We start from the raw sequence: 14,150 nt of genomic DNA, 5'->3' as shown, positions 1-14,150 counted from the left end.
CTCACCGCCATGACCACCACAGCCGTACCCCAATCCGCTCAGCCCGTTCCGCCGGGATCGGGCATCGATCCCAAGGACCCGCACCACTGGAGCAGCAGGAAGCGTTCCCGCTACGCCTGGATGCTGACCTTCTTGCTGCTGTTCCTCATGATGCTCAGCTGGGCCGACAAGGCTGTTCTGGGCCTGGCCGCGGTGCCGTTGATGGAGGAGCTGGACATCACCCCGGAACAGTTCGGACTGGTCGCCAGTGCCATGTTCCTCACCTTCGGACTGGCACAGCTGGTGGCGGCCCCGCTGGCCAACAAGTTCCGGGCGAAGACCATCCTGCTGGTGCTGTGCCTGATCTGGTCGCTGTCGGTGATGCCGGTCGTGGTCTTCGCCACCCTGCCGGCGCTGTGGGTGTCCCGGCTGGCGCTGGGCGCCGGTGAGGGCCCGCTCGCCCCGGTGCTCATGCACGCGGTCTACAAGTGGTTCCCCTCGAAGAAGGGAGCGACCCCGGCCGCGGTGGCTTCCTCCGGAGTGACACTGGGCATCGTGGCCTTCGCCCCGGTGCTCGCCTGGGTCATCGCCCAGCACGGGTGGCGCACGGCGTTCGTCGTCCTGGCCGTGGTCGGGGTGCTGTGGTGCGCGGCCTGGATGATCCTCGGCAAGGAAGGGCCGTACACCTCGCTGGCGGCCGAGCGCGAGATCGAGGGCACCGAGATCGCCGTCTCCGCCCCCGGGGCCTCCCGGGTCAACGAGGAGAAGGTCCCCTTCTTCCGCAGCATCATGAACCCGACCTGGATCTTCGCCGTCATGGCATCGTTCTTCGCCTACTGGACCTTCACGCTGGCCATGTCCTGGGGCCCGGCGTACTTCCAGAACGTCATGGGCTTCAGCGGGCAGCAGGCCGGCTCTCTCATCGCCCTGCCTGCCGCGTGGGGCGTCGTCGCCACGATCGGTCTGAGCATCCTGATCCAGCGGATGGATCAGCGGGGCGTGCCCAGCCGCCGTTCGCGCGGGTGGACCCTGGGCCTGGCCGGGGCCGGTGCCGGCACCGCCCTGCTGGCCTCCACGTTCGTCTCATCGCCGGTCCTCGGGGTGGCGCTGATGAGCCTCGGGTTCGGCACCGCCCCGGCCATGTTCGCCATCACCTACCTCATCGTGGGCGAGCTGACCACGATCTCCCAGCGCGGTGGGCACCTCAACGTGGCCAACGCCGTACTCACCACCGGCGGCGTGTTCGCCCCGGCCGTCGGCGGCTTCCTGATCGGCGGAGCCCCCACACCGGCCGACGGGTACCGGCTGGCCTTCCAGGTCACCGCCATCCTGCTGGTGACCTTCGGCGTGCTCGCCCTGGCGTTCGTCAACCAGCAGAAGCAGCGACTCCGCCTGGGCATCGAGGCCTGAGCGGCTCGTCCGGGCCGACGAAGGGGCCCCGCACCGTTCCCGGTGCGGGGCCCCTTCGCCGTCCGTGCCGCCGGCGTCAGCCGGTGTGCGGGCGGGCGTTGACGGTGCGGGGCTCCAGGTACTCCCCCAGCCCCCACCGGCCGCGCTCACGCCCCAGTCCGGAGCCCTTCCACCCTCCGAACGGGGCGTCCAGCTCCACGACGGTGTGCTGGTTGATCCAGGCCGTGCCGACCTCCAGCCGGGCAGCCACCTCGTGGGCCCGTTCCAGGTCCGGGGACCAGACCGAGGCGCCCAGGCCGAACTCCTGGGCGTTGAGCTCCTCCACGGTGGCGTCCAGGTCGTCATAGGCCACGACCGGCAACGCCGCACCGAACTGCTCGCACGCCACCAGATCCGTGTGGTGCGGAGCGTCGGCGACGACGGTCGGCTCCAGGAAGTGTCCCGGCAGGTCTGTGCCGTGCTCCCCGCCGTGGGCGATGCGTCCGCCCTCGGCCACGGCCCGCGCCACGTAGTCCTTCACCAGCTGCTGCTGTCCGCTGGTGTGCATCGGCCCCATGGTGGTGCCCTCGGCCACGCCGTGGCCGATCCGCAGCGCGGAGACGGCTTCCACCAGGGCCTCCGTCAGCGCCGCCGACCGGTCACGCGGGACGTAGACCCGCTTGACCGCCATGCACACCTGGCCGGCGTTGCGGAAGGCGGAGCCGGCGATCCGGGCGGCCGTGAACTCGAGGTCCGCATCCGGCAGCACGATCGCCGGATCGTTGCCGCCCAGCTCCAGCGTCACCTTCTTCACGGTCGGTGCGGCCTGGGCCATGATGGCAGCCCCGATCTCCGTGGACCCGGTGAACGAGATCTTCCGCACGCCCGGCATCTCGGACAGCGCCTTGGCGAGGACACCGCGGCCGGTGACGACCTGCAGCACGTTCTCGGGCAGGAACCGGTTGAGCACCTCGGCCAGCGCACGGGTGGACATCGGGGTGGACGGGGACGGCTTGGCGATCACGGTGCACCCGGCCACCAGCGCCGGGGCCAGCTTCACCGCCAGCAGGGAGATCGGGAAGTTCCAGGGCGTGATGGCGCCCACCAGTCCGACGGGGGCGTACTGGACCTGGACGGAGCGCTCGCCGCGGGCGGGCAGCGTCTCGACCAGGTCCCAGTCGAGGTCGGCGTAGTGGCGCAGCAGCCCGGCCGCGACCGTGAACTCCTGGGTGGCCTCGGCCCAGACCTTGCCCTGCTCCAGCGACAGGATCCGGCCGAGGCCCTCGGCCTCGGCCAGCACCGCCTCGGAGGCCTGGCGCAGCGCCGTCCGGCGGGCTTCACGGTCCGCGGCCCAGTGGCGGGCGACCGCGGCCGCGGCGGCAATCGCCCGCTCGACGTCCTCTGGTTGGTGCAACGGAACTTCTCCGACCGGGTCCAGCGTGGCCGGGTCGATGACTTCGTAGGTGGCAGGCACCGGATCTCCTTGTCGCTCATGTTCCGGAAGTGCCCACCGACCGGTGGGCGGACTTCCCCTGTTCCCAGCTTCGAGCTCCCCTGTGACCGGACCCACGCCATCTTCCACCCAGTGAAAAGGAGAGATGAACCGGGAGTGCGCCAGGCCACATAGTGGAGTCGAACCAGCCGAACCGCACGCGGAGGATCCATTCGAGCGTGCAGGGGCCACTCTTCTGGAAGGACCACGTCCATGACCCTCGACGGACAGACATTCGTCGTCACCGGTGCCGCCTCCGGCATCGGTGCTGCCACCGCAGCTCTCCTGCGCGATGCCGACGCGGAGGTGATCGGCGTGGACCGCAACACGCCCGCGGAGTTCCCGGGGGCCTTCGTCCAGGCGGACCTCTCCACGGCCGAGGGTGTGGCCGCGGCCGCCGGACGGATCCCGGAGGGAATCGACGGGCTGCTCAACATCGCCGGCGTTCCCGGCACAGCCCCCTGGCGTCTGGTGCTGTCCGTCAACGTCTTCGGCGTCCGGGATCTGACCCGGGCTCTGCTGCCCAAGCTCGTCCGGGGCGGCGTGGTCGTCAACCTGGCCTCCAACGTGGCCAGTGGCTGGACCGAGCGCCGCGAGCAGATCGTCGCGTTCACCTCCGTCGAGAACCGGGAGACGGCCCTGGACCTGGCCGGTGCGGATCCTGAGGTCACGGGGAACTCCTACCGGTTCTCGAAGGAGTGTGTCCGCTGGTTGAGCCTGGAGGCCGCCGCCTCCTCCCTGGGGAGGGCGCGCGTCGTCTCGGTCAGCCCCGGCCCCGTCCAGACCCCCATCCTCGAGGACTTCAAGATGGACCACGGCCGCGACAAGGTCGAGGGCGCCGTCGCCCTGCTGGGCCGCGCAGGGCAGCCGGACGACATCGCACAGGCCATCGGCTTCCTCGTCAGCCCGGAGGCCGCCTGGATCAACGGCACCGACGTGTGCGTCGACGGCGGCCTGAGCGCTCACCGCGCTGTGGCCGCATCCTTGTCCGTGACCGCCTGAGTGGAGGGACCATGACCACCGTGAACACCGTTCCCACCCCCGCCGTCGGGAACCAGACCACGAACGGCTACCGGCACGAGGTCGAGGAAGTCCTCGTCGACCGGCTCGAGACCGTGGCCGAGGGCGTTCGCCGGGTGACCCTGCGCATGCCCGACGGTTCCGACTTCCCGCAGTGGGAGCCGGGCTCGCACATCGATCTGATCCTGCCCCACCACATGCGCCAGTACTCCCTGTGCTCGCCCCTGGCCGACCGCAGCCGGATCCAGGTGTCGGTGCTGCGCACCCGCGATTCCCGTGGTGGTTCCGCCTACGTGCACGAGAGCCTGGCCGAGGGCGACACGGTCCACATCAACGGGCCCCGCAACAACTTCCCCTACGTCGACTCCCGGAAGTACCTGTTCGTGGCCGGCGGCATCGGCATCACTCCGATCCTGCCGATGATCGAGGCCGCGGAAGCCGCCGGCCGCGAGTGGCGCCTGGCCTACGGCGGACGCAGCCGGGCCTCGATGGCCTTCGCGGACGAGCTCGTGGCCGCCTACGGGGACCGCGTCCTCCTCTACCCGGAGGACGAGGTGGGGCGCATCGATCTCGAGGGTCTGCTGGCCCTGCCCCGGGCGAAGATGCTGGTCTACGCGTGCGGACCCGAACCGTTGCTGCGCGTGATCGAGGACTACTGCATGGGCTGGCCCCCCGGTGCGCTGCACCTGGAGCGCTTCGTCGCGGCCAACCTCGACGCCGGGGCGAGCGCCGAGCCCTTCGAGGTGGAGCTGACCGATACGGGCACCACCGTCACCGTCCCCCCGGACCGCACCATCCTGGACGTGGTGGAGGAGCACGGAGTGCGTGTGCTCTCCTCCTGCCGCGCGGGAGTGTGCGGCACGTGCGAGACCCGCGTGGTGGCAGGGGAGGTCGAGCACCGGGACGCCATCCTCAACGAGGAGGAGAAGCACTCGGGCGACGCCATGATGATCTGCGTCTCCCGCGCCGCGGCCGGGTGCCGCAAGCTCACCCTGGAACTCTGAACCACCGACCCAGCACAGGAGTCACCATGACTGTCACCGCCACGAGGCCTGAGGCCGTGTCCTTGCCCGACGATCCCTTCTCCGTCGAGAACATCTCGAATCCCTACCCGTTGCACGAGAAGCTCCGGGAAGCCGGACCCGTGGTGTGGCTGGAGAAGCACGGCTGCTACGCCGTGACCCGCTACGAGTGGGTCTACGAGATCCTCACCGACTTCGAGTCCTACTGCTCCAGCGGTGGCCTCGGCCCCAAGGACATCCGCAAGGAACCCGAGTGGCGCCCGCCCTCGATCCTGGAGTCCGATCCGCCCACGCACACCGTGATGCGCCGGGGCCTGGCCGGGGTCATCTCCCCGTCCACCATGCGCCGGCTGCGGGAGCAGTTCGCCCCCTTCGCGGAGGAACTGGCCGAGCGGGTGGTGGCCCAGGGGGACGTCGACGCCATCAAGGACATCGCCGAGCCCTACCCCCTGAAGGTGTTCCCCGACGCGGTGGGCCTGCGCCCGGGAGGCCGGGAAAACCTGCTCCCCTACGGTGCGATGGCCTTCAACGCCTTCGGCGCCGACAACGAGATCCGGGCCGAGGCCTTCACCGAGGGCGAGAAGGTCGCCGCGTGGATCATGGACAGCTGCGCCCGTGAGAACCTGTCGATCACCGGCCTGGGCGCCGACATCTGGAAGGTCGCCGAGGAGGGGCGCATCGCCCCTGAACAGGCCACCCTGCTGGTGCGCGCCCTGCTCTCCGCGGGGGTGGACACCACGATCTTCGGCATCGGGAACACGCTCTACAGCCTCGCTCGGCACCCCGAGCAGTGGGAGAAGCTCAAGGCCGACCCGAAGCTGGCCAAGTTCGCGGTCGACGAAGCGCTGCGCGTCGAGTCGCCGTTCCAGATGTTCCACCGCACCTCCACGGTCGACACCGAGATCGGAGGCGTCCGGATCCCCGCGGACTCGAAGATCCTGCTGTTCATGGGCGCGGCCAACCGGGACCCCCGCAAGTGGGGCGGGAACGCCGACGTCTTCGACCTCGACCGCAGCGCCTCCGGTCACGTGGCCTTCGGCATGGGCCTGCACCAGTGCGTGGGGCAGCCCATCGCCCGGATCGAGATCGAGCTCGTCCTGCAGGCGCTGGCCAGGCGCGTGGACCGGATCGAGCTCACCGGCGAGCCGAGCCCGTGGATCCACAACGTGCTGCGCGGCTTCGCCCGCATGCCCCTGCGCCTGACACCACTGAGCCGAACGAACTGATGCTCCGGAGCACCGCCTCGACCCCACCGGTGTGCACGTCCCGTGCGGCACGGTGCCCCGGGACCGCCAGGGAGGCGATCCATGGATGAGTCCATGCCCGCACCGGACCGCAACCGCCTCTCGGCGCGCGTGCTGGGCGGTGGGACGGAACCGGATCCGCGGTTCACCCTGGCCAACGAACGCACCTTTCTGGCCTGGATCCGCACCTCCCTGGCGTTCCTGGCCGGCGGCATCGCGGTGGAAGCCTTCACCGATGATCTCTTCCCCGAGCCGGTGCGCACCTTCCTGGCCGTGGTCCTGCTGCTGCTCGGGGTGCTCATCAGCGGCGGCGCCGCCTGGCGCTGGGTGGGTGTGGAACGCAGCCTGCGGCGCAAGGCGCCACTGCCGCTGCCGCTGATCACCCCCCTGCTGGGCATCGGCGGAGCCATTACCTCCGGGGCCCTGGTCGTGTTCGTCCTGCAGACCTGACCGAGACCGCCCGATGAACGCCTCCTCCCGACGACCTCCGGGAACCCGGACACCGCCTCCGGCGCATGACGACCCTGGTCTGCAGCCCGAACGGACCACGCTGGCCTGGGGACGCACGGTGCTGGCACTGATCACCGCCGCCGCCGTCTGCCTGCGCTGGATCTCCCACCACGGGCCGTTCGTCCTGGCGCTCCTCGCCGTCACCGTCGTCACCGGCACGGCGATCTGCCTGACCCAACGGGCCCGCTACACCCGCAGCTCCAGCGGGATCACCGCCGAACGCGTCGCCGCCGACGTCCACGGGGTGCTCGGCCTCGCTGCGGCCACCGTCGTTCTCGGTTCCCTGGGCATCCACGTCGTCGTCGTGCTCGCCTGATCCCTCTCGGGGCCGGGGCGGACCGGCCGACGACTCGGACGCCTGCGCCCCCGGTCCCCCAAAGAGCGGGGCTGCGACACCCGGGGTCTGCGGCCTCCACGATGTCGCGGCATGGGATCGTTCACACAAGTGAACTGCCGCGCCGAGGGCGGTGGGACGCCAGAACTCCGAGGAGTGGAGAGCAGGAAGCCATGTTCTACATCGTCACGGCCATCGTCCTGGCCTTTGTCACCGTGATCTCGATCGTCGGCTGGATGATGTCCCCGAAGGAGACCGTCCGGAAGGACGCGAGCGGCGAGCACGTCCACCCCAGCGCCACGAGGAAGGCGGCCGGACTCACCGCCGTCAGCGCCCTGGTGCTCCTGCTGCTCGTCACGGCCGGGACGACTCTCGCCCGAGTGGGCGCACGTGAAGTGGGGATCGAGACCAGCCTCGGCAAGTACTCCCGGACGCTGCAGGCGGGATGGCAGATCAAGGCGCCCTGGGCCGAGGTGGAGACCTTCTCCACCCAGTTGCAGCGCTCGGAGATGGACGCCCCGATAGCCTTCGCCGGCGGCGGCTCCGGCACCCAGCACATGACCGTGCAGTGGACCATCACAGGAGAACAGGCCCAGGAGCTGTGGTCCCGGTACCGGCAGTTCGAGAACGTCGACGGCATGCTCGTCCAGCCGGCAGCCAGGGAGGCGGTCGCGACCGTCCTGGCGTCCTACACCCCGGCGGAGGCCCGCGCCGAGGGCAAGGTGGAAGAGGTGCGCGAGGCAGTGGAGAAGGCCCTGACCGAACGCCTGTCCCCCTACGGGGTGCAACTGGATTCCGTCGCGCTGCCGCCGGCGGCGCTCGACCAGACCGCCCAGGACGCGCTGAACCGGGTCGTGGAGGCCGAGGCGAACGTGGACCGCGCCCAGTCCCGTCTCGAGCAGGCCAGGATCGATGCCGAGGCGGACCGGGAACGCAACAAGAACGTCACGGCGGAGAACCTGGTCCTCGAGTGCCTGACCATCACGAACAACTGGAACGTCGAGGAGAACGGGCCTCTGCCGGCCACCTGGAACTGCTTCGGTGGGGACGCCGCGGACGTCCTCGTGAACACGAACCGGTAGCGCGGCCTCGGCCCGCCCGCACACCGCGACCGTCAGCCCGTTGGCATCAGCACTGACCGTGACCCAAGATGAGGGATGACCACGACTCCACCCCTTCCCCGGACACGCGTCGCCGGCGGGACCATGACGGCGGTCGTCACCACCGGTGTCGGCGGCTACGACCGTCTCGTGCTCTCCCGAGTGCCCATCCCCGAGCCGGGCGAGGGTGAGGTGCTGGTTCGCGTCCTGGCGGCCGGCATGAACAACACCGAGATCAACACCAGGCTCGGTTGGTACTCGTCGTCGGTGACGGCGGGAACGAACGATGTGTCCGAGGACGTCGTCGGAGACGCCTCGACGAGACCGGACGGGGGCTGGAACGCGGCAACCCCGTTCCCGCTGATCCAGGGCGCGGACTGCTGCGGGCGGATCGCGGCCGTCGGTCGTGGGGGCGACGAGTCCGCCCTCGGGGCACGGGTGCTGATCCGCGCCTGCATGCGCACCAAGGGTTTCTCCTCCTGGGACACGACCTGGCTGGGCTCCGACGTCGACGGAGCCTTTGCGCAGTTCGTCGCCGTCCCGGCGCACGAGGTCTTCCCGGTGGACTGCGACTGGAGCGACGCGGAGCTGGCAACCATCCCGTGCGCCTACGGGACGGCGGAGAACATGGTCCGCCGCGCCGGCATCACCACGGGGGCACGGGTCCTGGTGACCGGCGCCTCCGGCGGCGTCGGATCGGCCGTGGTGCAGCTCGCCAAGCGGCGCGGCGCCCACGTCGTCGCCATGGCCGGCGACGCCAAACGGGACCAGGTCCGCGCCCTCGGCGCCGACGAGGTCATCGGGCGGGACGACCCGCGGAACGTGCTGGGCGCGGACAGCGTCGACGTCGTGATCGACAACGTCGCCGGGCCCGGCTTCCCGGCAGTGCTGGGCCTCCTCAGGAGGGGCGGGACGTACGTCTCCTCCGGTGCCATCGGCGGCCCCCTCGTCGAACTCGACATGCGCACCCTCTATCTGAAGGACCTCACCCTGATCGGGTGCACGGCGTGGGACGAAGAGGTGTTCCCCGACGTCGTCTCCTACATCGAGCGCGGAGAGATCCGACCTCTCCTGGCGAGGGTGTTCCCGCTCGAGCAGATCGCGGCCGCCCAATGGGAGTTCCTCGAGAAGACGCACGTCGGGAAGTTCGCCCTGATCCCGCCCGATCCCGCACCCTGAGCCACCGTTGCCGGACCCGACACACCCTGGGAGGACCATGCCGATCCCCGACCGACACTGCACCACACCCGTCACCGACGAGCTCCTCCACGGCGTCCTGGAGCTGGAGCGCACGGACGACGGAGTGATCCCGCACCGCCTCCCCGCGTGGGCCAGGAACCAGGCCAGCGACCCGCAGCTCGCCATGGCCGAGTCCCAGCCCTCGGGTGCGCGGCTGCTCTTCACGACCGAGGCGAGCCGCATCGAGCTCCGCGGGCGCGCCACACGCTTCCGGTACGAGGGCGCACCACCGCGCCCGGCCGGCGTCTTCGACCTGCTGGTCGACGGCCGGCGCACCCGGCAGGCCGGCCTCGAGGCCGCGACCGTGGTGAGCATCGACATGACCACCGGCGACCGGCAGGTCACGCAGGACGGGATCGGCGGCGTCGTCTTCGACGATCTGCCCCGGGGCCCCAAGACGGTCGAGCTCTGGCTGCCGCACAACGAGACCGTGGAACTGGCCGAGATCCGCTCCGACGCCCCCCTCCTGCCGGTGCAGGACCCGCGCCCGGTGTGGGTGCACCACGGCAGTTCGATCAGCCACGGCTCGAACGCGGTGCATCCCACCGGCACGTGGCCGGCGGTCGCCGCGAGGCGGGCCGACCTCAACCTGCTCAACCTCGGCTTCGGGGGCAGCGCGCTGCTCGACCCGTTCACCGCACGCACCATCCGGGACACCCCGGCCGGGCTGATCAGCGTCAAGCTCGGCATCAACCTGGTCAACCTCGATCTGATGCGGCTGCGGGCCTTCGGACCCGCAGTGCACGGCTTCCTCGACACGATCCGCGACGGCCACCCCCACACCCCGCTGCTGGTGATCTCCCCGATCCTGTGCCCGATCCACGAACACACCCCGGGACCCGGCGCCTTCGACCCGGACGCCCTCGCCCGGGGTGAGATGCGGTTCCGGGCGACCGGCGACCCCGGCGAGGTCGCCGCCGGCAAGCTCACCCTGACGGTCATCCGTGCTGAGCTGGCACGGATCGTCAAGGAGCGGGCGCACGACGATCCGCATCTGTTCCACCTCGACGGACGTGAGCTCTACGGGGAGTCCGACGCCCGGGAACTCCCCCTGCCCGACGCCCTCCACCCCGACGCGACCACGCACCTGCGGATCGGCGAGCGCTTCGCCGAGTTCGCCCTCGGCCACGGTTTCCTGCCGGCCGGCGAAGGGGTGTGACATCTTCGGTGGTTGGGTAACGATCCGGGGCAGGTCGGCCGGCCGGCCCGGAGGGCCGTCCTACGCTGGGGGCACCGCCTGTCCCATGACTTCGCCGGGGCCGGTGCGTGATCCGGGGCCGTGGACCGGCCCGTCATCTCATCGATTCCACGGCCCGTGCGTGCTGTCGGGATGTGCCTTCGCGGTGGAGTGCGGCGCAGGGGTCGACATCGTCGCCCATGACGACTGCGCCTGAAGCACTGTTCTCCGGGTGCAGGCCCTCCCCGGAAGCGGCCTGCACCGATCGAGAAGGAAACGAAGATGTCCGCACCTGCACGCTCCACGCGCCGCACGTTCGCCGCCACGGTTGCGGTGCTCCTCCTCGGGACCACCGGCGGGGCAGCCGCCGTGCCGCCCTCCCCTGCCGGGCCGGCGGCCACTCCGGCCGCCGCGGCGGCACCGTCGGCTCCGGCCACGGACTCCGAGGCCTGCGTCACCGATGTCGACGACGTCCTCACCCGAGAACCCTCCGCGCAGATGTCCGAGCCGTTGCCCGAGGAACTGGCGACGACGTTGGACGCCGCCGCCCGGGCCTCGTTCGCCCAGGCCTCCACCCCCGGTGCGGTGGTGGGGGTCTCCTCCCCGGAGGGCACCTGGACGGCCGCCTACGGGGTGGCCGACCCGGCCTCCGGGGAGCCCATGGAGGTGGGGGTGCACACCCGCGTCGGATCGGTCACCAAGCCCTTCACCGCCACCCTGGTCCTGCAGCTGGCGGAGGAGGGTGAGCTCTCCCTGGAGGACCCCATCGCCGACTACATCGACGGCATCCCCAACGGAGAGCAGATCACCCTGCGCCGGCTGGCGGACATGACCAGCGGTGTGGCCAGCTATACCCGCAGCACCCAGTTCACGGACCGCTTCTTCGCGGATCCGCAGCAGGTCTTCACCCCGGAGGAGCTGGTTGCCGTCGGCGTCTCGGAATCCCCGCTGTTCGCCCCCGGTGCGCAGTTCGACTACTCCAACACCAACTACATCCTGCTGGGCCTGGTCGTCGAACAGGTCACCGGCCAGCCGGTCGGGGAGGTCCTGGAGGAGCAGATCTTCGACCCGCTGGGACTCGACGAGACCGTCTGGCCCGGGGACTCCACCGAGATGCCGGAACCCTACGCGCAGGGTTTCACGCTCCAGGGCGACACCGCGACGCCGGAGGCGCCGGCCGACGCCACCCATTGGAACCCCAGCTGGGGAGCCACCGCCGGGGCCCTGATCTCGGACGTGGACGACCTGCTCACCTACGGCCGAGCGATGGGCACCGGGCACGGACTGCTGGAACCGGAGGCCCAGCGAGAACGCCTCACCTCGTTCCAGCCCCCCGAGTCCGGCTACGGGCTGGGCATCGGGTGCATCGACGGCTGGGTCGGGCACACCGGGACGCAGCCCGGGTACAACACCACCGTCTACTACGACACCACCACCGACACCACCGTGGTCGTGCAGGCCACCAGCGACATCCCCTCCGGGGACTGCCCGGAGTCCCCGGTGCTGGCCGACGACCCCAGGACCCTGCCGTGCGCCACCCCGGCCACACGGATCTTCGCCGAGGTCTCCACCGCCCTGGGCCACACCTTCACCCCCAACCCCGAACGCTGATCACCCGCTCCACCGAATCGGGCGGACATCGATGATGGGCAGGTCCCCGTCCGTCTCAATGGCGTCCCCGCCTCCGTTGCGGGCGTGATAGCCGGTGGAGTACTGCTCGACGACGTGGACCGTGGCCCCGACGGCCTGCAGGGACGCGACGACGAGATCACGCTCGCGGTCGGTCTCCGCGGCGATCTTGTGCGTGATCTGGAGGGTGAACAGGGACAGTCCCACGCGCCGGTCGAAAGTGGCCGCCCCGATGAGGTCGACGGCGTACCCGCCGGGGAGCCTCCACCCCGGCGGGCAGCTCCAGAACCGGACGTGGTGGCGCTGGGCCGGACTGCCCGCCACCTCCCGCTCGAACGCCAGGGACTGCCTGGACCCGAAGGCGAACAGGGGGCTGACGGGCGCCGCCGGATAGCTCCGGCGCAGCAGGGACGCCCGCACGATGTGCCAGCCGGTGCCGAGGTCCAGCGGATCCGCGGCGGTCCAGCCGGCCCCGGCCATCGCGGCGGACAGCTGCGCGGGGGTACCGACCACCGCCAGGTTGACCGGGTCCCCCAGCAGGCCGTCGGAGGTGCGGGCCCGCCCGATGAAGTAGCTGGGGACGTAGATGCCGGTGAGCAGACGGTTCAACCGCGGCAGGAGCACATAGGCCGACAGCACCCAGAGGGGCAGGAACAACCAGGGCAGACGCCCGTCGTCGTCGACCTCCTCGAGAACGAGATGGTAGACGCCCCAGCCGGCCAGCACGCTGGTGACGAGGAAGCCGGACCGGTGCGCCCACAGCACCACGGTGGCCCGTCTGGCACCGCCCCTGGGCTGCGGGCTTCGCTCGTCGCTGTCGGGGTGCCCGCGTCCTGCATCCATCTCGTGCTCCCCGCCCCGTGTCCCGCACCGGACGCCCCGGCGCCGGTCGTGGTGCTCCCAGGCTAAGGGGTGCTCCGGACGTTCCGGAGCCTGCACCTAGCGGGATTCCCCTCCGGCCTCTCGGAGGGCGAAGCTCCGCCGGTAGGCGGACGGTGTGGTCGCGTAGGCCGAGACGAAGTTCTGCCGGAGGGTGACAGCGCTGCCGAAGCCGCAGGCCAGGGCGATGCGGTCAACACCCCACCGCGTGGTCTCGAGCAGGCTGCGGGCCTCGTCGAGGCGTCGCGCGAGGACCCAGCGGGCGGGGGTGGTGCCGGTGGTGTCGCGGAAGCGGCGCACCAGGGTCCGGCGGCTCATCCGGGCGTGGGCGGCGAGCTCGTCGATGGACAGGGGCTCGTGCAGCCGGGCCATCGCCCAGTCCAGCGTGGCGGCCAGGGGATCCCCGCTGTCGGGCCGGGCGACCGGGCGCTGGATGTACTGCGCCTGACCGCCCTCCCGGTGCGGGGCCACGACCAGGCTGCGGGCAACCCGGTTGGCGGCCGCGGCACCCAGGTGCTTGCGGACCAGGTGCAGGCAGGCGTCCAGGGAGGAGGCCGTGCCGGCGGAGGTCATCACGTCGTCGTGGTCGATGTAGAGCACCGAGTCCTCGACAGCCAGCTCCGGGTGACGGCACGCCAGTTCCTGCATCCCCTCCCAGTGCGTGACCGCGGGCCGCCCGCCCAGCAGGCCGGCCTCGGCGACGGCGAAGGCGCCCATGCACAGACCCACCACACCGGCGCCACCGGCGTGCGCGCGCAGGAGCACGGCGCGCAGCGGATCGTTGACGGCCACCGGCGGATACGGCCAGGAGGGGATCACCACCAGGTCGGCGTCCTCGGCAGCATCTGGCCCGGCGAGACGGCCCAGCGAGTAGCCTTCCGCCGTCGTGATCATGTCCGCGCCCGTGCTCCACAGCACTGTGTCCCAGCCCTCGGCCAGACCCAGCCGGGTGACCTCGCCGAACACCAGCTGCGGCACGGCCAGGTGGAACATCGTCACACCGTCGAACGCATGGATCGCGATCCGCACCTGTCGTTCCTCTCTCACCGGGACCACCACGGAGCAGAAGTGGCCCGATCTCATCGTAATCGTGCACGCGGGCCGATCGCGGCGGCGACCGACATGGCAGGAGCATG

13 protein-coding genes are annotated in these 14,150 nt (G+C 70.9%); 10 read left to right on the top strand and 3 right to left on the bottom strand.

Features of this window, described 5'->3' with window-relative positions:
- Positions 1 to 9 precede the first annotated feature (9 nt).
- The gene (locus AC6CH6_RS12955; RefSeq protein WP_498255437.1) at positions 10 to 1,389 is read left to right on the top strand and encodes an MFS transporter; all 1,380 of its coding nucleotides are present in this window, start codon (positions 10 to 12) and stop codon (positions 1,387 to 1,389) included.
- 76 nt (positions 1,390 to 1,465) lie between these two features.
- On the opposite strand, the gene AC6CH6_RS12950 is transcribed toward AC6CH6_RS12955, so the two are convergent.
- Positions 1,466 to 2,842 carry an aldehyde dehydrogenase family protein gene (locus AC6CH6_RS12950; RefSeq protein ID WP_498255436.1) on the bottom strand — a complete coding sequence of 459 codons (1,377 nt, stop codon included), beginning with the start codon at positions 2,840 to 2,842 and terminating at the stop codon, positions 1,466 to 1,468.
- A 231-nt stretch (positions 2,843 to 3,073) separates the two neighbouring features.
- On the opposite strand from AC6CH6_RS12950, the gene AC6CH6_RS12945 reads away from it, so the two are divergent.
- From AC6CH6_RS12945 to AC6CH6_RS12905, 9 genes are all read left to right on the top strand, one after another.
- Positions 3,074 to 3,862 carry a coniferyl-alcohol dehydrogenase gene (locus tag AC6CH6_RS12945; RefSeq protein WP_498255435.1) on the top strand — a complete coding sequence of 263 codons (789 nt, stop codon included), beginning with the start codon at positions 3,074 to 3,076 and terminating at the stop codon, positions 3,860 to 3,862.
- An 11-nt stretch (positions 3,863 to 3,873) separates the two neighbouring features.
- Entirely contained in the window at positions 3,874 to 4,884 is a 1,011-nt protein-coding gene (locus tag AC6CH6_RS12940) for a PDR/VanB family oxidoreductase (protein ID WP_017834045.1), read from the top strand.
- Between the two features lie 26 nt (positions 4,885 to 4,910).
- Positions 4,911 to 6,128, top strand: a complete 1,218-nt coding sequence (locus AC6CH6_RS12935; protein ID WP_470376655.1) for a cytochrome P450 — start codon at positions 4,911 to 4,913, stop codon at positions 6,126 to 6,128.
- An 81-nt stretch (positions 6,129 to 6,209) separates the two neighbouring features.
- The gene (locus AC6CH6_RS12930) at positions 6,210 to 6,596 is read left to right on the top strand and encodes a YidH family protein (protein ID WP_498255434.1); all 387 of its coding nucleotides are present in this window, start codon (positions 6,210 to 6,212) and stop codon (positions 6,594 to 6,596) included.
- A 13-nt stretch (positions 6,597 to 6,609) separates the two neighbouring features.
- Positions 6,610 to 6,972: a DUF202 domain-containing protein gene (locus AC6CH6_RS12925; protein WP_498255433.1), complete on the top strand. Its 363-nt coding sequence runs from the start codon at positions 6,610 to 6,612 to the stop codon at positions 6,970 to 6,972.
- Between the two features lie 191 nt (positions 6,973 to 7,163).
- Positions 7,164 to 8,072, top strand: coding sequence for an SPFH domain-containing protein (locus tag AC6CH6_RS12920; RefSeq protein WP_498255432.1), 909 nt, complete (start codon positions 7,164 to 7,166; stop codon positions 8,070 to 8,072).
- A 75-nt stretch (positions 8,073 to 8,147) separates the two neighbouring features.
- The gene (locus AC6CH6_RS12915; RefSeq protein ID WP_498255431.1) at positions 8,148 to 9,269 is read left to right on the top strand and encodes an alcohol dehydrogenase family protein; all 1,122 of its coding nucleotides are present in this window, start codon (positions 8,148 to 8,150) and stop codon (positions 9,267 to 9,269) included.
- A 37-nt stretch (positions 9,270 to 9,306) separates the two neighbouring features.
- Positions 9,307 to 10,488, top strand: a complete 1,182-nt coding sequence (locus AC6CH6_RS12910; protein WP_498255430.1) for an SGNH/GDSL hydrolase family protein — start codon at positions 9,307 to 9,309, stop codon at positions 10,486 to 10,488.
- Between the two features lie 300 nt (positions 10,489 to 10,788).
- Positions 10,789 to 12,117 carry a serine hydrolase domain-containing protein gene (locus AC6CH6_RS12905; RefSeq protein ID WP_498255429.1) on the top strand — a complete coding sequence of 443 codons (1,329 nt, stop codon included), beginning with the start codon at positions 10,789 to 10,791 and terminating at the stop codon, positions 12,115 to 12,117.
- On the opposite strand, the gene AC6CH6_RS12900 is transcribed toward AC6CH6_RS12905, so the two are convergent.
- Together AC6CH6_RS12900 and AC6CH6_RS12895 are read right to left on the bottom strand one after the other, a co-directional pair.
- Positions 12,118 to 12,978, bottom strand: coding sequence for an LssY C-terminal domain-containing protein (locus AC6CH6_RS12900; protein WP_498255428.1), 861 nt, complete (start codon positions 12,976 to 12,978; stop codon positions 12,118 to 12,120).
- A gap of 96 nt (positions 12,979 to 13,074) precedes the next feature.
- Entirely contained in the window at positions 13,075 to 14,061 is a 987-nt protein-coding gene (locus tag AC6CH6_RS12895) for a GlxA family transcriptional regulator (RefSeq protein ID WP_498255427.1), read from the bottom strand.
- Between the last annotated feature and the right edge of the window lie 89 nt (positions 14,062 to 14,150).

Source organism: Kocuria sp. GQ42, from assembly GCF_059758435.1.
This window is presented reverse-complemented; position numbering and strand designations above follow the sequence as displayed.

What these genes read in the sequence shown, in the direction of transcription:
- AC6CH6_RS12910 (WP_498255430.1), top strand. Translation starts at nt 9,307, where the DNA reads ATGCCGATCCCCGACCGACACTGCACCACACCCGTCACCGACGAGCTC.
- AC6CH6_RS12905 (WP_498255429.1), top strand. Translation starts at nt 10,789, where the DNA reads ATGTCCGCACCTGCACGCTCCACGCGCCGCACGTTCGCCGCCACGGTT.
- AC6CH6_RS12925 (WP_498255433.1), top strand. Translation starts at nt 6,610, where the DNA reads ATGAACGCCTCCTCCCGACGACCTCCGGGAACCCGGACACCGCCTCCG.
- AC6CH6_RS12915 (WP_498255431.1), top strand. Translation starts at nt 8,148, where the DNA reads ATGACCACGACTCCACCCCTTCCCCGGACACGCGTCGCCGGCGGGACC.
- AC6CH6_RS12920 (WP_498255432.1), top strand. Translation starts at nt 7,164, where the DNA reads ATGTTCTACATCGTCACGGCCATCGTCCTGGCCTTTGTCACCGTGATC.
- AC6CH6_RS12930 (WP_498255434.1), top strand. Translation starts at nt 6,210, where the DNA reads ATGGATGAGTCCATGCCCGCACCGGACCGCAACCGCCTCTCGGCGCGC.
- AC6CH6_RS12945 (WP_498255435.1), top strand. Translation starts at nt 3,074, where the DNA reads ATGACCCTCGACGGACAGACATTCGTCGTCACCGGTGCCGCCTCCGGC.
- AC6CH6_RS12940 (WP_017834045.1), top strand. Translation starts at nt 3,874, where the DNA reads ATGACCACCGTGAACACCGTTCCCACCCCCGCCGTCGGGAACCAGACC.
- AC6CH6_RS12955 (WP_498255437.1), top strand. Translation starts at nt 10, where the DNA reads ATGACCACCACAGCCGTACCCCAATCCGCTCAGCCCGTTCCGCCGGGA.
- AC6CH6_RS12935 (WP_470376655.1), top strand. Translation starts at nt 4,911, where the DNA reads ATGACTGTCACCGCCACGAGGCCTGAGGCCGTGTCCTTGCCCGACGAT.
- AC6CH6_RS12900 (WP_498255428.1), bottom strand. Translation starts at nt 12,978, where the DNA reads ATGGATGCAGGACGCGGGCACCCCGACAGCGACGAGCGAAGCCCGCAG.